Raw genomic sequence first — 20,278 nt, forward strand, 5'->3', positions numbered from 1 at the left:
ACACCCCCGATGAGGAGAAGATCATGAGATTGGGAAAGGGTGTGCGCGGTGTCGCCGCGGCACTGGCCGGCGTGCTCGCGCTCTCCGCCTGCGGTGGCGGTGACGACGCCGGGGACAAGGGTCCGGCCAGTCTGCGGATGACCATCTGGTCGGCCAACGAGGCGCACCTCAAGCTGTTCAACGAGATCGCCGACGAGTACCGCAAGACCCATCCGGAGGTCGCGGCCATCACGTTCGACCCGCTGCCGTTCGAGACCTACACCACGACGCTGACCACCCAGATCGCCGGCGGGAACGCGCCCGACCTGGCCTGGGTGCTCGAGAGTTCCGCCCCCGACTTCGTCGCCTCGGGCGCGCTGCTGCCGCTCGACGAGACCCTCAAGAAGGCCGAGGGCTACCAGTACGACGACATCTCCCCGGCCACCCTCAAGCTCTGGCAGAACGGCGGCAAGCTGTTCGCGTACCCGTTCTCCACCTCGCCGTTCGGGGTCTTCGTCAACACCGACCTGCTCAAGAAGGCCGGCCAGAAGACGCCGGCCGAGCTGATCGCGGCTGGGCAGTGGAACTGGGACACCGCGCTCGCCGTCGCCGGCGCCACCGCGGGCGCGACCGGCAAGGCCGGCCTCGTGATCCGCGACTTCGACTACAAGGGCTGGGACAACCTGTCGACCTTCTGGACGGGTTGGGGCGCCCAGGCGTGGAGCGCGGACGGCAAGTCCTGCGGCTTCGCCGCCCCGGAGATGGTCGAGGCGATGACCACCCTGCACAAGGCGATCTTCACCGGTAAGGCGCTGCCCGGCCCGGGTACGACCGCCGACTTCTTCGCCGGTGACGCGGCCATGACGGTCACCCAGATCTCCCGCGCCTCGCTGCTGAAGCCGGACGGCTTCGGTTGGGACCTGGTCCCGCTGCCGGCCGGGCCGAAGGGCAGCTACTCGGTGGTCGGCCAGGCCGGCGTCGGAGTCATGAAGAAGGGCCCGAACGCCCAGGCCGCCGCCGATTTCCTGGCGTTCCTGACCAACCCCACCAACTCGGCCAAGCTCGCCCAGTTCTTCCCGCCGCCGCGCCAGTCGCAGCTCACCGCGGAGACGCTGGCGAAGACGAACCCGACGCTGAAGCCCGAGCAGTTGCAGAAGGTCGTCATCGACGGCATCACCAACGGCGTCATCAAGCCCAGTCACGTCGGGCAGGCCGAGCTGAGCCAGCAGGTCCGCGCCGGGCTCGACCCGCTGTGGAAGCCGGACGCGGACGTCACCGCCGTCCTCGGCGCGCTCTGCGCCAAGATCCAGCCGCTGCTGGCGAAGTAGGGCAGCCGGACCATGTCCCAGACGGACACGCGGGTGGGCGGGGTCGAGGCCCTGCCCACCCGGGCCGGGTCGCGGCGGTACTGGACCAGCCGCCGCCGCGACCATCTCACCGGTTATTTATTCATCGCGCCGCAACTGTTCGGCAGCCTCGCCTTCGTGATCCTGCCGCTGATCCTGGTGGTCTGGTACAGCCTGCACGAGTGGAACGTGCTGGCCGGCACGTTCGAGTTCGTCGGCGCCGAGAACTACTCGGCGCTCGCCGACGATCCCAACCTCGGCGCGGTGCTGCGGGCCACCGGGCTGTTCTCCGTCGGCCTGGTCGTGTTCAACCTCGGCCTGGCGCTGCTGCTGGCCGTCCTGCTCAACCAGAAGCTGCGCGGCACGATCGTGTTCCGCACCCTGTTCTTCTCGCCGGTGGTGGTCTCGCTGGTGGCCTGGACCATCGTGTGGGGGTTCCTGCTGCAGGACAACGGCGGCGTGAACGGTCTGCTCGACACCGTCGGCGTGGACGGGCCGAACTGGCTGCGCGGCGAGGGCACCGCGATGCTCTCGGTCGTCGTGGTGCAGGTGTTCAAGAACGTCGGCCTGAACATGGTGCTCTTCCTGGCCGCCCTGCAGGGCGTGCCGGCGGAGATGTACGAGGCCGCCGAGGTCGACGGAGCCAGCCGGATGCGCCAGTTCTGGCGGATCACCGTGCCGCTGATCAGTCCCACGATCCTGCTCACCTCGATCATCACGGTGGTCGGCTCGTTGCAGGTCTTCGCGCAGATCGCGGTGCTCACCCAGGGTGGGCCCGGCACCTCGACCACCGTGCTCGTCTACTACCTCTACCAGCAGGCGTTCCAGTTCCACCACTTCGGCTACGGCGCCACGCTGTCGATCGTGCTGTTCGCCATCGTGCTCGCGCTCACCGTGCTGCAGTGGCAGATGCGCAAGAGATGGGTCTTCCATGAATCGTGACCTGTCGCCCCGGACCAAGCTGGTGCTCTACGGGGTGTTGCTGGTCCTGGCGATCCCGTTCGTCTTCCCGACCTGGTGGATGGTCACCTCCTCGCTGAAGCCGGTCGCCGACATCTTCGCCTTCCCGCCGCAGCTGCTGCCGGCGAGCCCGAAGCTGGACGCGTACCAGCGGGTGTTCGAGTTGCAGCCGTTCGGCCGGCAGTACCTGAACAGCCTCTACATCGCGCTGGTGGTGACCGTCGGCACGCTGGCCGTGTCCGCGCTGTCCGGGTACGCCTTCGCCCGGATCCGGTTCCGCGGCCAGAACGTGCTGTTCCTGGTGGTGCTCGCGGGCCTGCTCATCCCGAGCGAGGTGACGATCGTGCCGCTGTTCCAGATGTTCTTCAAGCTGGACCTGGTCGACACCCACTGGCCGCTGATCCTGGTGCCGATCCTCGGCGCGCCCAGCGTGCTGGCGACGTTCATCATGCGGCAGTTCTTCATCAGCCTCCCCGGCGAACTGGAGGAGGCGGCACGGGTCGACGGGCTGGGGCGCTTCGCGACCTTCTGGAAGATCGCGCTGCCGCTGTCCCGGCCCGCGCTGGGCGCGGTCGCCATCTTCACGTTCCTGCACAGCTGGAACCTCTACCTGGAACCGATCGTTTTCCTCTCCTCGCCCGAGAAGTTCACCCTGCCCCAGGCGCTCACCCAGTTCGTCGACGCCTACGGCGGCCCGATGTGGAACGTCCAGCTCGCCGCGGCGTCGATGACCGCGCTGCCGGTCCTGGTGGTCTTCGTCATCGCGCAGAAGCAGTTCGTCGAGGGCCTGGCGCACACCGGACTCAAGGGGTGACGAGGCCTGCTCCCATGGTGGGCCTCGACATCGGCGGCACCAAGACGGCGGCGGCGCTGGTCGGACCCGACGGGCAGGTGCTCGGGCGTCGCCTGGCACCCACACCCGCCGCGTCGGGCCCGGCGGCCGTGCTGGACACCGCCGCCGGGCTCGCCCGCGGGCTGCTCGACGCGGCCGGCGCCGGCCCGGTCGGCGTGGGCACCGCCGGCACGGTCGACCCGACCACCGGCACCATCCGGTACGCCACCGACAGCCTGCCCGGCTGGGCGGGCACCAGGGTCGCCGACGAGCTGGCCGAGCGGCTGGGTCGACCGGTCCGGGTCACCAACGACGTCAACGCCGCCGCACTGGGCGAGAGCTGGGTGGGAGCGGGACGGGACCGCCCGCACCTGCTGCTGGTCGCGGTCGGCACCGGCCTCGGCGGAGCCATGATCCGGTGTGGCCGCCTGGCGACCGGCGCCCGGGGCGCCGCCGGCGAGGTGGGGCACCTGCCGGCCCCCGGCGCCGAGCGGCTGCGCTGCGGGTGCGGCCGGTACGGACACCTGGAGGGCATCGCCTCGGGCAGCGGGCTGTCCGCCGCGTACGCCCTGGAGACCGGCCTGCGGATCAGCGGACGGGACGTGGCCGAGCGTGCCACGGCGGGCGACCCGGCCGCCCGGGAGGTGGTGGACCTCGCCGGCACCGCCCTCGGCCGGGCGCTCGCGGGGCTGGTCGCCGTCCTCGATCCGCAGGCGGTGGTGGTGGCGGGCGGGGCGGCCGGCGCCCTGCTCCCCGGCGCCCGCGCCGCCTTCGCCGCCGAACTGCCCGCGGCCTGGGCGGACGTGCCCCTGCTCCCCGCGGCGCTGCACGCCGACGCGGTCGTGGTGGGCGCCGCCCGACTGGCCGGCGACACCGGCCCGACGCCGCCCGTGGCCGACGACGAGAGGACGATTCCGTGAGTGTGTTCGACGACCTGGCCGGTGGCCTCGTGATCTCCTGCCAGCCGCTGCCCGACGAACCCGACGACCCGATGCGCGACCCGTACGTCCAGGCCCGGGTGGCCGCGTCGGTGGTACGGGGCGGCGCGGTGGCGGTCCGGGCCAACGGCACCGCCGACATCACGGCGATCCGCGCCGCCGTCGACGTGCCGGTCATCGGGTTGCACAAGCACGGCGTCGACGGGGTGTTCATCACCCCGACGGCGTCGCACGCGGTCGACGTCGCCAGGGCCGGGGCACACATCGTCGCCGTGGACGCCACCGACCGTCCCCGTCCGGACGGGCGGACCTTCGCCGACACGGTCCGCGCGGTACGGGAGCGGACCGACGCGCTGGTCCTCGCGGACGTCTCCACGGTGGCGGAGGGGGTGACCGCCGTCCGCGACGGTGCGGACGCGGTGGCCACGACGCTCTCCGGCTACACGCCGTCCAGCCCACCCGCCGACGGCCCCGACCTGGTCCTCGTCGCAAGGCTCGCCGCGCTCGTGGAGGTGCCCGTGATCGCCGAGGGTCGCTACCGGAGTCCGGCCCAGATCGACCGGGCCTTCGCGGCCGGAGCCCACTCGGTGGTGATGGGAAACGCCGTCACCTCTCCGCTGTGGATCACGCGCCGACTCGTCGCGGCCACCCGCCGGGCGGCCGTGGCGCACGCGGAGCACCGGGCCTGACGCCGGCCCCGCGCCGGTGGAAGAGTCCGTCTGCCCCGGCCGGGCCGGCACGATCGTCGTCGCGGGGGCGCGGCCGGCAGTGCGCCGGGTACGGAGGATCATCTCCGCACCCGGCGCCTGGCTGCTTACAGCTCCCGCACCCTGACGTTGCGGATCTCGATCAGGTCGCTGTTGCCGTGGTTCTGCAACCCGACGAATCCGCTCAGGAACTGGCGCAGGTCCGTCGGCGGGTCGCCCTGGCGGGACGAGGCCTTGCCCGGCGTGTTGTCGAACTCGTTGATCACGACGCCGTTACGGGTGATCGTGTAGTGCTGCCCGACCACCCGGATCTCGTAGTCGTTCCACTGGCCCTTCGGAGTCACCCCGGCCTGGTCCAGCCCGATCGGGTCGAAGTTGTAGATCGACCCGGTCTTCTGCGGCTCGCCGGTGGGACCGTCGTAGATCTGGATCTCGTGACCGCAGTAGATGGCCACCCAGGCCTGGGAACTACGGGCCGACCCGACCGTCCCGCAACTGCCGTCCGGTCGCTGCTCCAGGGGCGTCCGGGGGTCGGGGAACCGGACGAACGCACCGCTGTTGGCGTACGTGTTGCCGGTGGAGACGTCCCGGAACTGCAGCCGCAGGGAGAAGTCCGCAAACTCCTGCTTCGCGTACCAGAGCATGCCGAGCCCGCCCGAGCTGCGGATCGAGCCGTCCGGCTGGAGCGTGAACGACCCGCCGGGCGCCTGCCGCCAGTCGGCGAGCGAGCCCGCCGAGCCGTCGAAGATCGGCTGGTAGCCGGGGACCTTGCCGATCGGCGACTGGGCGGCGGCCTTCTGCAGCGCGGACGCCTCGCGGCTGTCGAGGACGCCGTCCTTACGCAGGTCGCCCACCACACCGGCGACGTGGCTCACGAACTGGCCGTGGTCGGTCCACACGCGCTCGTCGTCGATCAGGTCGTTGACGGTGCAGTTGCCGCCGACCTGGTGGTTGGTCACGCCGGTGTCGGCGTCGAGGAGCCGTACCGTCCTGCGGGTGTCCGGTGCGGCGCAGCCGACGACCACCTCGATCGTTCCGGTGGCCACCTCGCCGTCGGCGTAGGTCACCTTCACCGTCGCCTGGTAGGTGCCGAACTTCGCGTACGTGTGGGTGGGGTTGGCCTCGCGCGACGGAGCGCTGCCGTCACCGAAGTTCCACTCCCAGGCCACGCCGCCGGCCTTCGCGCTGGAGAAGGCGATGGTCTTCGGGTTGCTCTGCGCGACGGCCCGCGCGGTGGCGTGGTTCGGGTTCGGCGTGGCCGGGCCGCCCTGGTAGGCGATCCGGATCAGCTTCTGGTTCGGGTGCAGGCTGAAGAACCCGCCGGCGTAGTCCAACAGGTAGAGCGCGCCGTCCGGGCCGAACTTGGCGTCCATCCAGGACTGGAGCTGGGTGCCGCCGCTGCCCGAGCGGATGATGCTGCGCAGGTCCTCGGCGAAGGCCGGGGGCCCCTGCTTCGGCACGTTCGCCGGGTCGACGGTCACCGCGACGCGGTTGTTGGCGTTGGACTGGTCACCGATGAACCACTTGTTGTCCCAGTACGCCGGCCAGGCCACGCCGCTGTCGACGTCGACCTTCTCCCGCTGGTAGGTGGGGCCGTCCATGATGGCCTGGCCGCCGCCCTTGAGGTACGGCTGGGTGAACGTCTCCTCACCGGCCTGGTAGGTCGGCAGGCCGCTGCCGTCGGTGCGCTTCGGGTAGACCGGGCCACCGCCCTGCGGCGAGTACCAGATCATGTTGTCCCGCGCGGGTGGGATGTCGACCAGGCCGGTGTTGCGCGGCGAGGTGTTCTTCAGGTTGTCGCAGTCGTACCAGCCGGCGAGCACGTTGGCGTCGGTGTTGCTGCGGTCCCGGTAGGGCTGCCGGTTGCCCATGCAGTACGGCCAGCCCTGGTTGCCGGCGGAGGTGATGATCGTCGCCGTCTCGTACTTCGCCGGTCCGAGCTCCGGGCTGGGGCCACCGGCGTCCGGGCCGACCCACGCGGCGGTCAGCCAGTCGTTGACCGGGTCCCAGGCGATCCGCGCGATGTTGCGGACACCCATCACGTAGATCTCCGGACGGGTCTTGCCGCCGCCCTCCTCCTTGCCGGTGAACAGGTTGCCGTCGGGGATCGTGTAGGTGCCGTCCGGCTCCGGGTGGATCCGCAGGATCTTGCCGTTGAGGTCGTTGGTGTTGCCGGAGGTACGCCGGGCGTCCTGGAACGAGACGCCCTTGTACTCCTGCGTCCAGTTGTTGCCGGAGTAGCCGCTGGAGCCGCCGGAGGAGTTGCTGTCACCGCTGCCGATGTAGAGGTTGCCGGACTCGTCGAAGGTCATCCCCCCACCGGCGTGGCAGCAGCTGTGGATCTGGGTGTCCCAGCTCAGCAGGTCCTTGCGGGTGCCCTGGTCGATGGTCTGCTTCGCGGCGTCGTAGGTGAAGCGGGAGACCGTCCGCTTACCGATGCGCCGGTCGCGGTCGATCGACTCGTGCGGCATCCAGTAGACGTAGATCCAGCGGTTCTGCGCGAACTTCGGGTCGAGGGTGATGCCGACCAGGCCCTCCTCGTTCTTCACCAGCTCGCTGCCGCTGCCCCGGTTGCCCATCACGGCGAGGGTGGTGAGGAGCTTGACCTGCTTGGTCTTCGGGTCCCACTGGTGGATGGTCCCGCAGCCGAGGCCGACCTTGGGGTCGTCCCAGCTGACGATCGGCCCGGACGGGCAGGCCGCCTTGCCGATGTAGAACACCGTGCCGTCGGGCGCGACGGTCAGGCCGTGCGGCTCGCCGATCTGGTCGAGCTGGCCCGGCTGGTTGGTGGCGGTCAGCCGCTCGATCCGGTAGTTCGAGGCGACGGTCGCCTGGCAGTCGCCGCGGACCAGCCCGGCGGTCCACCTGATCGCGCCGAGCAGGTGGCTGCGGAACTGCTTGTCGGTGGTGTAGCTGGCCTCGGTGCGCCCCATGCCGGTGTAGAAGGACCGGCCGCCGTCGTAGTCCTGGCACCAGGAGATCGGGTGGAAGGCGCCGTTGCCGCTCAGGCCCGGGTTGTAGGTGCCCTCCTCGACCTGCGCGACGGTGTGCACCCGGCCGGTCGGGCTCGGGTCCCAGTTGATCCACTGGTCGGACCGCTTCCAGGTCAGCGGCAGGCCCTGGTTGGCCGGGTGCTGCCGGTCGGTGAGGTCGACCACGGCCTGCTGCACCGTGCTGTCCGGCGGCGGGCCGGCGTCGGGACCGATCAGCCACAGCTCGGCGAGTTGGATCAGCGGTTCCCCGCTGTTGGCGGTGACGTTGAGCCGGTAGTGCTGGTAGGCCTTGCTGTTGGTGAAGCTGAACTGCCGGGTCTGGAACCGCTGCGGGAACGTCTCGTTGCTGCGGGTGTCCAGGTCCGTCCAGGTGGTGCCGTCCTCGGAGCCCTGCAGGGTCCAGTTCTTCGGGTCCCGGCCGGGGAAGTCGTTGGCGGAGGTCAGCGCGTAGCGGCTCACCACCACCGGCTTCGCCAGCTTCACCGCCAGCCAGCCGGTCGGGTTGAACGTCAGCCACTTGGTCCCGGTCGACCCGTCGATCGCCTTCGCGGCGGTCTCGTTCGGCGGGTTCTCCGCGCTCGCCGAGGCGGAGACGGGCTTCTCGGCGTTCGGCAGGCCGGCGGCCGGGCGGGTGCCGATCAGGCCGGTGAACCAGGCGGAGGTGGGTTGGGCGCGGGCCGCGTCGTGCACGCCGAGGAAACCGCCACCGCCCTTGATGTACGCCTGGAACGCGGCCTCCTGGGCGTCGTCGAGGGTGACCCCGTTGGCGGACAGGAACACCACGCTCCGGTACCGGGCCAGGTTGCCGAAGGTGAACACCCCCGGGTCGGCGGACGCGTCGACGGCGAAGCCGTGCTCCGCGCCCAGGTTCCGGATCGCGTCGACAGCCTTGGTGACCGGGTCGTCCTGCTGGTCCACCGGACCGTGGAAGACCAGCAGCTTCACCGCGGCAGCGGCCTCGGCGGGTGCCGCCTGCACGGGCGCCGGGGCGGCGGCGTGCGCGGGCAGGGCCAGCAGGCCGAGCGTCAGCACAGCGCTCGCGGCGAGGGCGCTCGTGCGTCGGAGGGCCCGGCGGGTGACCGGTGGTGGGGAGGCTGTGACGTCGACGGGCCGACGTCCGCCCCATCGGGACAGCCGGAAACGGCGTTGTTGGGCCATTTCGACTCCTTCACGGGTGAGGTGTGGCGGAGGTGCGTTGTCCGAGCGGGTCGAGCAGGAGACGGTGCGTCAGTTGTGCTGGTGCTGCCCGGCGTCGGCGGTGGTGCCGGTGGCGTTCGCCGGGTGGGAGTGGTGGCCGTGGCCCGGAGGCATCGCCCCGTCCTCGTCCAGGACGTGCAGCATGGTCGACATGCCGCCGTCGGAGTGGAACTGCATGTGGCAGTGCAGCATCCAGTGCCCCGGTCCGACCGAATCACCGGCCGCCACCTGGAACCCGAACGAGTCGCCGGGGCCGAGCGGCTTGTTGTCGATGATCGGGACGCCGTCGGCGAACGGCTGTCCGTTGTCCACCAGGCCGGTCCGGGTGTCCGCCCAGGAGTGGCCGTGCAGGTGGAAGGTGTGCATGTCGTTACCGATGCCGACGACGACGAACTCGACCTTCTCCCCCTTGCGGGCGACCAGGCAGGTCGGCCCCGGCTGCGGGTTCTGCGCGTCGCAGGTGTCGGCGGCCGCGCCGCGGCGCAGGTTGATGCTCTGCCGATCGCCGAAGACCACGGTGTAGGTGCGATCCGGCTTCGGGTCGCCGGGGCGCCGGACCACCAGCCCGCCGAAGAGCCCCGCGCCGAGGCCCTGGGTGCCGTGCGGACCGCCCACCACATGGTCGTGGTACCACCAGTAGCCGGCCGTGCCCGGCGAACCGGTCTTCCTGTTCCGCTGCTGGGCGAACCAGGTGTACGTGCGCGACTCGCCGGGCGGGACGAAGGAGCCGCTCTGCACGGTGCCGTCGGAGAGCTGGGTGTACTTGACCCCGTGCACGTGCAGCGAGACGCCCAGTGGGTGCGCCGGGTCGGTACGCAGCTGCGTCAGGGTGGCCGCCGACACCAGGTTGTGCAGGGTGATGGCGACGCACTCCCCCTCGGTCATCTCGATCGTCGGGCCCGGGTAGGAGGCCGTCTGCGGGGTGAGGCCGTAGCCGAGCCGGATCTGGGTGCCGTCCTTGGGCAGCTCCACCGCGTACAGCTGCATGCTGCGGTCCGGCCTGGCGCAGCCTTCCGGCCGTTCGGCGAAGAACGCCCCGGAGCGGGCGGCGGCCAGGCCGCCGGCGCCGACCAGGGTCAGCAGCACGGTGGCCGCCACCACCAGCAGCCGGCGGGTGCTCGGTCCGCGGCGCTTGCCGGCACGGTCGTCCTCGGGCGCGCCGCCGTCCCCCGGCGGCGGGGGGTCCTCGACGAGACGCCAGGCGCTCACCGGTCACCCCGCAGGTCGACGATGCGCTGGTAGCTGCGCTCGGCGGCGCCGAGGGAGCCCGGCGGGTTGGGCTGGGCGTTCGGCCCGGTGTCCTGCTCCCACAGGTAGGTGAACCGGCCGCCCCCGTCGAGCTCGGTGAAGAACTCGGCGAACGGGATGACCCCCGCGCCGAACTCGACGTCCAGGTAGGAGTTGCCCTGCTGCGGGTCGGGCAGCGGGACGCCGTCCTTGACGTGGAACAGCGGGAACCGGTGCGGATGCGCGTTGACGTAGTCGACCGGCCGGAACCCCGGGTACTTGCGGGCGCCCCCGTACGCCCACAGGATGTCCATCTCCAGGAACACGTACCGGGGATCGGTCAGCTCCAGGAACAGGTCGTACAGCCGCACGTCGGGCCGGTCGACGGCGAAGCTGAACTCGATGGTGTGGTTGTGCTGGTAGAGCTTGATCCCCCGGGCCGCGGCGGCGGCGCCCCACGCGTTGAACTCGGCGGCGGCGGCCTGGTACCCGGCGATGGTGCGGTTGCCGGTGGGCGCCTGCGCGGTGCCGAGGGCCGGCATGCCGAGGGTTTCGGCGACGTCCAGTTCCCACTCCAGGTTGTTCCGGAAGTCACCGAGCCCGCGGTGGCTGCCGGCCGCCTTCAGCCCGTTGTCGTCGAGCAGCCGGCGGATCTGCGCCGGCGTGATCGGGCCTACGTTGCCCTGGGTGTAGCCGGCGAACTCCACCTCCCGGTAGCCGATGCGGGACAGCTCCTCGAAGACGGCCGCGAAGCCGAACTGCGTGACCTTGTCCCGGACGCTGTAGAGCTGGATGCCCAGGTGCCCGCGCGGCACCAGGTGGCCGTTCGAGGCGCCGCCGGACGCCGTGACGGGCAGCGCTCCGGCGAGGCTCGCCGCGCCGACCGCGACGGTGGAGCCGGCGAGGCCGCGCAGTAGCGCCCGACGGTCGATCCTGTTCTTCGCCATGGTTGTTCCCCTTCGATCGTCAGCAGCAGCTGCTCGGGTTGGCAGAGGAGGGCGCGCCGCCGGGGCAGCACGCGGAGAGCGGCGCGATCCGCACGTTGCGGAAGCTCACGACGTCGGCGGTGCCGTGGTTCTGCAATCCGATGTATCCGCGGGCGTGCTGGCGGCCGGCGCCGCCCGGGTCGTCGGCCCGGGGCGGGCTGAACACCGCGTCCGGGGTGTTCACGTACTCGTTGATCAGTTCGCCGTTGCGGAAGACGGAGTAGTGCTGGCCCACCACCCGGATCTCGTAGTCGTTCCAGGTGCCCTTCGGGGCCACCTGCGCGCCGGCCAGGTCGACCCGGTCGAAGCCGTACACCGATCCGCTCTTGTACTGGTCGCCGTCGGGCCGGTCGTAGATCTGCAGCTCGTGGCCGTACTTGATGGCCACCCACTCGGGGCGGGACTCCTGGGCGTGGTCGTGCACGTCGGGGAAGCGGACGAAGACCCCGCTGTTGGCGCGGCCGGTGCCGGGGGCGTCGTCGCGCCACTGCAGCTTCAGCGAGAAGTCTCCGTACTCGGCGGTGGGGAGCCAGAGCATGCCGAGGCCGGGGACCGCCCGGCTGGTGATCGAGCCGTCGGCGTTGCGGGTGAAGCCGCCCGCGCCGACGTGCTCCCACCGGGCGAACGACGCCGCCGAGGCGTCCAGCAGCGGCTGGTAGCCGTTCTTCCCGTCCGGCTTGCCGACGCCGGAGCGGGCGGCGGCGCTCACCAGGCGACCGTGTTCCTTGTGGTCGATCAGGCCGAGGTGGTGCAGGTGCTCCGCGACGTCCGTGACGTGCTTGACGAACTGGCCGTGGTTGGGCCACGCCTTCTCGTCGTGGATGGCGTTGTTGATCGTGCAGCCGTCGGCGACCACCCGGTTCGGCACGCCGCTGTCCACCGTGCCGAGCCACACCGTCGGCCGGGTGTCCGGCACCGGGCAGGCGCTGGGGCCGCTGGCGACCACGGTGAAGGTGACCGACGCGGTGCCCGAGGTGTTGCCGGCCTTGTCGGTGGCCCGGTAGCTGACCGTGTGCCCGCCTGCCTGGTTCACGGTGACCGGCGCCGAGTAGCGGGCGTACGGCTGCCCGTCGAGGGAGTACTCGATCCGGTCCACGCCGGAGCCGGCGTCGGCGGCGGTGAGAATGACGGTGGCGCTGCCGAGGTAGGCCCCGTGGTCGTCGAGCTGGCCGGAAAGCGCCGCCGTGACGGTCGGCGGGGTGGTGTCCGGCTCCGGCGGGTCGACCACGGTGAACGACACCGACTGCGGGGTCGAGGTGTTGCCCGCCTTGTCGGTGGCCCGGTAGCTGACCGTGTGCTGGCCGACCTGGTTGACGGTGACCGGCGCCGAGTAGGCGGCGTAGGGCTGCCCGTCGAGGGAGTACTCGATCCGGTCCACGCCGGTGCCGGCGTCGGTGGCCGAGATGGTGACCGTGGCGGCGCCGACGTACGCCCCGGCGCTGTCCCGCTGGCCGCTGACCGTGGCGGTCGCCGTCGGTGGCGTGGTGTCCGGGGCGGGCGGCTGCACCACGGTGAACGACACCGACTGCGCGGCCGAGGTGTTCCCCGCCTTGTCCGTCGCCCGGTAGCTGACCGTGTGCTGGCCGACCTGGTTGACCGTCACCGGCGCGGAGTAGCCGGCGTAGGCGCCGCCGTCCAGGGAGTACTCGATCCGGTCGACGCCCGACTCGGTGTCCGTGGCGGACAGCGTCACGGTGGCGCTGCCGACGTACGCGCCGTTGTCGTCGCGCTGCCCGGTGACCGCGGCCGTCGCGGTCGGCGGGGTGGTGTCCGGCTCCGGCGGTCGCACCACGGTGAACGACACCGACTGCGCGGGCGAGGTGTTGCCCGCCTTGTCCGTCGCCCGGTAGCTCAGTGTGTGCTGGCCGGGCTGGGTCACCGCGACCGGCGCGGTGTAGGTGGCGTACGGCTGCCCGTCGAGGGAGTACTCGATCCGGTCTACGCCCGATTCCGTGTCGGTGGCCGACAGCGTCACCGTCGCCGAGTCCACGTACGCGCCGTTGTCGTCGCGCTCCCCGGTGACCGCGGCCGTCGCGGTCGGCGGGGTGGTGTCCGGCTTGGGCGGCTCCACCACCGTGAACGACACCGACTGCGGGGTCGAGGTGTTCCCCGCCTTGTCCGTCGCCCGGTAGGTCACCGTGTGCTGCCCCGGCTGGTTGACCGTCACCGGCGCCGAGTAGGTGGCGTACGCGCCGCCGTCGAGGGAGTACTCGACCCGGTCGACACCCGACTCGGTGTCCGTGGCCGACAACGTCACCGTGGCGCTGCCGACGTAGGCGCCGTTGTCGTCGCGCTGCCCGGTGACCGCGGCCGTCGCGGTCGGCGGGGTGGTGTCCGGCTTGGGCGGCTCCACCACCGTGAACGACACCGACTGCGGGGTCGAGGTGTTGCCCGCCTTGTCGGTGGCCCGGTAGGTCACCGTGTGCTGCCCCGGCTGGTTGACCGTGACCGGCGCCGAGTAGGTGCCGTAGGGGCCGCCGTCCAGGGAGTACTCGACCCGGTCGACGCCGGAGCCCTCGTCGGTCGCGGACAGCGTCACCGTCGCCGACCCCAGGTAGGCACCGGTGTCGTTCCGCTCGCCCGACACCGCGGCCGACGCGGTCGGCGGCGTGGTGTCCGCGCCGCCACCGGTGACGACCAGGAGGCCGGCCATCCCGCCGTGGCCCGGGATGGCGCAGAAGTAGCGGTACGTGCCGGGCGAGAGCACCACGTCGACGGTCCACCGGCCCCCGTTGGCGTCCGTCGGGTCGGCCAGGATGTTCACGTCGACGTCGCTGTTGTACGCCGGGTTGGTGGTGTCGAAGGTCAGGGTGTGCTGCATGCCGGTGGTGTTGCCGGTCGCGGCGCTGTTCTCGAACACGAGCGTCGCCGGCCCGGCGACGGCGGTGGTGGGCGCGGAGAGGTACGAGAGGAAGTTGTCGCCGGCGGTCCAGGTCAGCACCTGGGCCTGAAGCTGCCGGGGCGGCCCGCTCGCGTCGGCTGTCCGTGCGCGGTCCGCGTCGACCGGGCGCGCGTTCGCCGGAGCCGCCACCAGTCCGGCGGTCACCAGCAGCAGGACCGCCGTGGCGGCTGCCGCAATCGAATGCCGGAGCCGGCCCACGGAGAGCCGACCGGGCGGTGAGTACCCGTTCATGATTCCTCTTTCACGGTCCGAGAGGGACACCGGCGCAGCGTGCATCGGCCGGCCGATGTCATGAGTAGTCAGCGCTGCCGCGTCCCGAGGCTTCGGGAGCTGCCCGGGGGCGGCAGGGGCACACCTGTCCGCGGATCCAGGTCGAGCGTCGTCACATGCCCGTACGAACCCTTCATCAGATCGACGGCTTCTTCGTATCGGCAGCCTCTGCGGCCCCTCCTTGGCCGCACGAGGTCCTCGGCCGTGACCAGCTGTCACGGTCGTGCTGGGTGAACGGGGTCTGCCTGATACCAGCGGCGAGCCGGGTGCGCGCGCGGGTCAGACAGGTGCCGCGTCGGGGTGACGGGATGTGAGTGAGAAGGGATGGGCATCGGTCAAGCCACGGCGCGTTTCCGCACCGGGGCGCTGTCTTGGAGCGCCGACCCGGGGTGCCATCCCTGGCCTTACCCGTGGCCGCCGGGCGTGTTGCGCCGCCTGGGACCACGGTCGAGAGTCACCGCGCCGCCGGTTCATCTCGATGAAACATATTGATGTGTCCCGACACTACTGACTTGCCGTCAGCGTGTCCAGACCTTTCGTCGCCGCTGACACTACTTTCATTCAGAATGACGAAAGTCGGCAGCGTCGCAGGTCGCGTGGGCGTTACACCTCCGCCAGCACCTCCCTGAGGGCGCCGGTCAGGAGACGGGTTCGGGGCAGCAGACCGTCAGCGCACCGGGGACGACCCGCACCTTGAGCTTGGTGACCTCCTTGCGGGCGCCGCCGTCAAGTTCGTACCTGCGCGGCGCCGCGAGGCGGACCCTGACCCTGCGGCCCCGCGTGATGCGTACGAACGGCGACTCCGCCGAGCGGCCGGCGGCCATCCGGCCGAGGGTGCGCGCCCAGTCCACCGCGCCGTCGGCGGTGGACACGCCAACCTCCAGGCAGCCGTCGTCGGGGCGGGCGTCGTCGAAGGCGGGGATGCCGCCGGTGATGGTGCCGACGTTGCCGAACAGCACGCAGCTCGCCTCGCCGTCGAACCACTCGGCGCCGTCGACGGTGATCCGGGTGCGGACCAGTTCGCCCCGGACGTGCCGCAGCCCCGTCCACATGTACGCGAGGCGGCCGAACCTGCCCTTGAGCGTGCGGTCGGCGTCGCGGATGAGGTCGCCGTCGAAGCCGGCGCCGGCCATCACGGCGAAGTGTTCGCCGTTGAGTCTGCCGAGGTCCAGGGCACGGCGCGGGCCGCGCAGGCCGATCCGGACGGCCTCGGAGAGGTCCTCGGGGATGCCGAGGTTGGCGGCGAAGAGGTTGGCGGTGCCCGCGGGCAGGATCGCCAGGGCGGCGCCCGAGCCGGCGAGGGCGTCGGCGCAGCGCTGCACCATGCCGTCGCCGCCCCACACGAAGACCAACTCGGCGCCCTTCTTCAGCGCCTTACGGACCTTCTTCGGCGCCTTGCGGCTCTTCGGCACCTCGCACCAGATCAGGTTCTCGACCCCGGCGCCGGCCAGCTCCGCGCGTAGCGCGTCGAGGCCGCCGCCGAGGGTCTTCCTGCGGTGGGCGACGACCGCGACCGTGCCGACGGCCGCCGCGGTACTCGTGCTCATGGCCGGCGGTGATACCCAGCCCGCGCGGTTTCTACGCCCGGCCGGTGGGAGCGACCCCACCGGCCGGGACGCGACGGTCAGAGGGTACGGGCGAGGCGGTCGGCGAGGATGCGGGTGAACCGGGACGGGTCGGCCAGCTCCCCGCCCTCGGCGAGCAGCGCCATGCCGTACAGCAGCTCGGCGGTCTCCTTCAGCGACTCCTCGGTGCCGCCCTCCTCGTGGGCCTTGCGCAGGCCGGTGACGAGCGGGTGCCCCGGGTTCAGCTCCAGGATCCGCTTGACCGCCGGCACCTCGTGCCCCATCGCCCGGTACATCTTCTCCAGCGTCGGGGTGATGTCGTGGGCGTCACCGACGACGCAGGCGGGCGAGGTGGTCAGCCGGGAGGAGAGGCGGACCTCCTTGACGGAGTCGGCGAGGGTGGCACCCATCCAGGTGAGCAGGTCGGCGAAGTCCTTGCGCTGCTGCTCGCGCTCGGCCTCGGCCTCCTTCTTCTCCTCCTCGGTGTCCAGGTCGACCTGGCCCTTGGCGATCGAGCGCAGAGTCCGGCCGTCGTACTGGCCGACGCGCTCGACCCACACCTCGTCGACCGGGTCGGTGAGCAGCAAGACCTCGTAGCCCTTGGCGCGGAACGCCTCCATGTGCGGCGAGTTCTCGATCATCGAGCGGGACTCGCCGGTGGCGTAGTAGATGTCGGCCTGCCCGTCCTTCATCCGGCTGACGTAGCCGGCGAGGTCGGTCGGCTCGGCCGGGTCGTGGGTCGAGGCGACCGAGAGGATCTCCAGGAGGATGTCCCGGTTCTCCGTGTCGTCGATCAGGCCCTCCTTGACCGCGGCGCCGAACTCGGTCCAGAAGGTCCGGTAGCGCTCGGCGTGGTTGGCCTTCATGTCCCTGACGGTGGACAGGATCTTCTTGACCAGCCGGCGGCGGACCACCTGGATCTGCCGGTCCTGCTGGAGGATCTCCCGGGAGATGTTCAGCGACAGGTCGTGCGCGTCCACCACGCCCTTGACGAAGCGCAGGTAGTTCGGCATGAGCGCTTCGCAGTCGTCCATGATGAAGACGCGCTTGACGTAGAGCTGCACGCCGCGGCGACCCTGCGGGGCGAACAGGTCCAGCGGGGCGTGGGAGGGGATGAACAGCAGCGCCTCGTACTCGAAGGTGCCCTCGCCCTTCATGTGCACGATGTCCAGCGGGTCGGCCCAGTCGTGGCTGACGTGCTTGTAGAACTCCTTGTACTCGGCCTCGTCGACCTCGTCGCGGGGCCGGGCCCAGAGCGCCTTCATCGAGTTGAGCGTCTGGGTCTCGGTCGTGGTCGCGTCGCCCTCGCCCGGGCGCTCGACGGTCATCCGGATCGGCCAGGCGATGAAGTCGGAGTACCGCTTGACGATCTCCCGGATCGTCCACTCGGCGGTGTAGTCGTGCAGGTTGTCCTCGGCGTCCGCCGCCTTGAGGTGCAGGGTCACCGCGGTGCCCTGCGGCACCTCGTCGACCGCCTCGACGGAGTAGGTGCCCTCGCCGGCCGACTCCCAGCGGGTGCCGCCGGTCTCCCCCGCCCGCCGGGTCACCAGCTCCACCCGGTCGGCGACCATGAACGCCGCGTAGAAGCCGACCCCGAACTGGCCGATCAGCTCCTGCCGCGCCCCGGCGTCGGCGGACTCGCGCAGCTTGCGCAGCAGCTCCGCCGTGCCCGACTTGGCGATCGTGCCGATCACCTGGACCACCTCGTCACGGGACATGCCGATGCCGTTGTCCCGGACGGTCAGCGTGCGCGCCGCCTTGTCGACCTCGATCTCGATGTGCAGGTCGGAGGTGTCGACCTCCAGGTCCTTGTCGACCATCGACGCCAGGCGCAGCTTGTCCAGCGCGTCCGAGGCGTTCGAGATCAGTTCGCGCAGGAAGACGTCCTTGTTCGAGTAGATCGAGTGGACCATCAGCTGGAGCAGCTGACGCGCCTCGGCCTGGAACTCCAACGTCTCGGCCTGGTTACTCACGCCGTGTCCTTTCATTCTCGAAAGCCCACCAGAGGTTCGCCGAAAGGATACGAGCCGTCGCCCACGGCGAGGCGACGACGCCCGGTCGGAGTTTCCCGACCGGGCGTCATCAAAGGTACGCGTCAGCGGCCGAGCCGCCGACCGGGGACGATCAGCCCCGGGTCGGCGCCGACGACCTGCGTCTGATCGGCCCCGGCATCGGCACGCCGCCCCGGGGTCGTGCAGGGGGCCGGGGCTGCGGGCGGCGGGCGCGCTTTGCCCGGAGGCTCTACCGTCGACGGTGGCGTCACCGTGGTCGCCGGGAGAGTCGAGGGCTGGTGCGACCGCCGCGTGCGGCGGTCAGTACGGTAGGGATGTGTCTCTATGGATGGCCGCGATGTGGGGGCTGGTCGGCAGCGCGGTGGCCGAGGCGCTCAACCTGTCCGGGATGATGCGCCCGACCACCGAGTCCGGGGGGCGATGGCAGTGGCCGTGGCGGGACAGGCGGGACGCCCCGATCGTCGTGTTCGCGGTGCTGCTCCGGACCGTGGCCGGCACCGGGCTCGCCGCCGCGGCCGGGGCGGGTGGCCTGGCCACCACCGCCTTCGCCAGCTTCACCTTCGGGGTGGCGGCGCCGCTCGTGATCGCCAAGATGTTCGACCAGGTCCGGGTGACGGAGCAGCCGTCCGACGACACGCGCGGCGGACCGGACGGCGAGCACGATGACGCCGCGTGAGAGCCTGCTGGGCAGGTTCGTCTCCGCGTTGTCGGCCCGGCCGGCCGCCACGGCCACGGCCGTTCCCGTGCCGACCCGCACCAGGCTGGCCGCCGCGCTCGCCGCGCGACCCGTGGCCGCCCGAGCGGCCGGTCACGCCCCGGAGCCCGTCGGGGAACCCGACCACGGGGGGAAGCTGACCCAGCGGGTCAAGGTGGTGCTGGCCGGCATCCTGGGCGTCACCGCCGACCAGTTGCGGGTCGACGCCGACGGCGACGTCGGCATCCGCGTCGGTTCCGCCATGATCTTCGTACGGGCGCAGGACGACCCGCCGCTGGTCGACGTGTTCTCGCCGCTGCTCACCGGGGTCCAGCCGACGGAGTCGCTGTACCGGCGACTCTCCGACCTGACCAACGGTCTCGTCGTCGGCCGCGTCTACTGCACCGGGGACACGGTATGGGCGTCCGTGCCCGTCTTCGGTCAGGACTTCGTGCCCACCCACCTGCTGCTGGCCGTACGGGCCATGGTCGAGCTCGCCGACGACCTCGACGACCAGCTCCGGCGGGAGTTCGGCGGCAGCCGATTCTTCGGCGAGGAGTCCTCCGGTCTGGCGGCGGTGCCCGACCCGACCGGCTACCTGCGCGACCTCGACCGGGCCGGCGCGAGCGGAGCGGGCAGCGTCCTGGTCGACCTGCTGGCCGACCGGGGACGGACGGAGGAACTGCGGGCCCGCGCCGAGCACGGCGACTGGCACGCTGCCGCCCGGCTCGCCGCGCTGCTCGCCGAGGAGGGGCGCGCCGACGAGGCGGAACGGTACTGGCGGATCGCCGCCGACCAGGGCGACCCGAGGGCGCGCGACGAGCTGGCCGCGCTGCTGGCCGCCCGGGGCCGGCACGACGAGGCGATCGCGCTGCTGCGGCAGGCGGTCGAGGCCGACGACTGGCGACCCCTGCCGCTGCTGCTCACGCTGCTCACCGAGCGTGGCCTCGTCGACGAGGCGATCGCGCTGCTGCGCCGCCACGCGGCCACCCGGGACTGACCCCACCGCGCGCCGAACGGAGCCGACCCCGCCGCGCGACCCGGCCCGGGCGACCGCGCTGTCCCGCCTGGCCGCAGGCATCGCCGACCCGGTCACCGGGAATGCCGCGCACCCCCCCGGGCGGTAAGCAGGAGCCGGCACCCGCCGACCTGGCGGCGCTGAACACCGGATGGGCGTACCGCGCCTCGCAGAGAGCGGGGGACGGAGCGCCGGACGACGTCGCCGCCGATCGAGGTCGCGGTACCGCTTCTCGACCCCTGTCGAGCTGGCCCCCACAGATGGGGCACACAACAGGGCAGTCGCAGGCGACCGAGCCCACCAACGTCGATCAGGCCGGGGCCGCGGCGCTGATGTGACGAGCGGTCCTACAGACGGGGCAGCTCGACAGGGCCACACGGCACCCGACCCTCCGGACCTGTCGAGGCGGGTGTGACCCGCTGTGCCGGCACAGGGACCAAACCTGACACCGGACCCACAGATGCCCTGAACCAGGAATGCCCGACTGGTCGACAGAGGGCACGCTTGGGGTGTGTGTCCGGTTCGGCGAGGATCGCCGGTCCGGCGCCCGGGCGTTATGTCCGGTTGGTGGTGGACTGCGGTGGCGGGGGCCACCACCCCGCCGGGCATGGGCCGGGGGGCCGGGGCGTTGTACCCACCGTGAGCGCGTGAC

At 71.6% G+C, this 20,278-nt stretch carries 13 protein-coding genes; 7 read left to right on the top strand and 6 right to left on the bottom strand.

The features are described from left to right. The first annotated feature begins 23 nt into the window (after positions 1 to 23). The 5 genes from ACGFZ2_RS28075 to ACGFZ2_RS28095 are packed head-to-tail and all read left to right on the top strand — an operon-like array spanning position 24 to position 4,744. A complete protein-coding gene (locus ACGFZ2_RS28075; protein WP_393458621.1) occupies positions 24 to 1,307 on the top strand; it encodes an ABC transporter substrate-binding protein in 1,284 nt (427 codons plus the stop codon). 12 nt (positions 1,308 to 1,319) lie between these two features. After that, entirely contained in the window at positions 1,320 to 2,267 is a 948-nt protein-coding gene (locus ACGFZ2_RS28080; protein WP_393458624.1) for a carbohydrate ABC transporter permease, read from the top strand. Continuing rightward, the gene (locus ACGFZ2_RS28085) at positions 2,257 to 3,099 is read left to right on the top strand and encodes a carbohydrate ABC transporter permease (RefSeq protein ID WP_393267059.1); all 843 of its coding nucleotides are present in this window, start codon (positions 2,257 to 2,259) and stop codon (positions 3,097 to 3,099) included. Before ACGFZ2_RS28080 ends, ACGFZ2_RS28085 begins: the two co-directional genes overlap by 11 nt. Positions 3,100 to 3,113: 14 nt before the next feature. Beyond that, a complete protein-coding gene (locus ACGFZ2_RS28090; protein ID WP_393458626.1) occupies positions 3,114 to 4,037 on the top strand; it encodes an ROK family protein in 924 nt (307 codons plus the stop codon). Further along, positions 4,034 to 4,744 (top strand): N-acetylmannosamine-6-phosphate 2-epimerase, encoded by a 711-nt coding sequence (locus ACGFZ2_RS28095; protein WP_393458629.1) that lies wholly within the window; start codon positions 4,034 to 4,036, stop codon positions 4,742 to 4,744. Before ACGFZ2_RS28090 ends, ACGFZ2_RS28095 begins: the two co-directional genes overlap by 4 nt. Positions 4,745 to 4,869: 125 nt before the next feature. Here the strand turns inward: ACGFZ2_RS28095 and ACGFZ2_RS28100 are convergent, their stop codons facing one another. From ACGFZ2_RS28100 to htpG, 6 genes are all read right to left on the bottom strand, one after another. Next, positions 4,870 to 8,913, bottom strand: a complete 4,044-nt coding sequence (locus ACGFZ2_RS28100; RefSeq protein ID WP_393458632.1) for a ThuA domain-containing protein — start codon at positions 8,911 to 8,913, stop codon at positions 4,870 to 4,872. 69 nt (positions 8,914 to 8,982) lie between these two features. After that, on the bottom strand, positions 8,983 to 10,161 hold the full coding sequence (locus ACGFZ2_RS28105; protein WP_393267049.1) for a multicopper oxidase domain-containing protein: 1,179 nt from the start codon (positions 10,159 to 10,161) through the stop codon (positions 8,983 to 8,985). Beyond that, positions 10,158 to 11,126 carry a sugar phosphate isomerase/epimerase family protein gene (locus ACGFZ2_RS28110; protein ID WP_393267046.1) on the bottom strand — a complete coding sequence of 323 codons (969 nt, stop codon included), beginning with the start codon at positions 11,124 to 11,126 and terminating at the stop codon, positions 10,158 to 10,160. Before ACGFZ2_RS28110 ends, ACGFZ2_RS28105 begins: the two co-directional genes overlap by 4 nt. A gap of 19 nt (positions 11,127 to 11,145) precedes the next feature. Then, the gene (locus tag ACGFZ2_RS28115) at positions 11,146 to 14,298 is read right to left on the bottom strand and encodes an OmpL47-type beta-barrel domain-containing protein (protein WP_393267044.1); all 3,153 of its coding nucleotides are present in this window, start codon (positions 14,296 to 14,298) and stop codon (positions 11,146 to 11,148) included. A gap of 677 nt (positions 14,299 to 14,975) precedes the next feature. Further along, positions 14,976 to 15,884, bottom strand: coding sequence for a diacylglycerol/lipid kinase family protein (locus ACGFZ2_RS28120; RefSeq protein ID WP_393267041.1), 909 nt, complete (start codon positions 15,882 to 15,884; stop codon positions 14,976 to 14,978). 77 nt (positions 15,885 to 15,961) lie between these two features. Then, the gene (gene htpG / locus ACGFZ2_RS28125; protein ID WP_393458635.1) at positions 15,962 to 17,875 is read right to left on the bottom strand and encodes a molecular chaperone HtpG; all 1,914 of its coding nucleotides are present in this window, start codon (positions 17,873 to 17,875) and stop codon (positions 15,962 to 15,964) included. Positions 17,876 to 18,230: 355 nt separating this feature from the next. Here htpG and ACGFZ2_RS28130 point away from each other — a divergent pair, with 355 nt between their 5' ends. Both ACGFZ2_RS28130 and ACGFZ2_RS28135 read left to right on the top strand, forming a co-directional pair. Beyond that, the gene (locus ACGFZ2_RS28130; protein ID WP_393267035.1) at positions 18,231 to 18,590 is read left to right on the top strand and encodes a hypothetical protein; all 360 of its coding nucleotides are present in this window, start codon (positions 18,231 to 18,233) and stop codon (positions 18,588 to 18,590) included. Further along, the gene (locus ACGFZ2_RS28135) at positions 18,577 to 19,608 is read left to right on the top strand and encodes a hypothetical protein (RefSeq protein ID WP_357696591.1); all 1,032 of its coding nucleotides are present in this window, start codon (positions 18,577 to 18,579) and stop codon (positions 19,606 to 19,608) included. The genes ACGFZ2_RS28130 and ACGFZ2_RS28135 overlap by 14 nt, the downstream gene beginning before the upstream one ends. Positions 19,609 to 20,278: the final 670 nt, after the last annotated feature.

Origin of the sequence: Micromonospora sp. NPDC048063 (assembly GCF_043202855.1) — a bacterium.
GTDB lineage: Bacteria > Actinomycetota > Actinomycetes > Mycobacteriales > Micromonosporaceae > Micromonospora.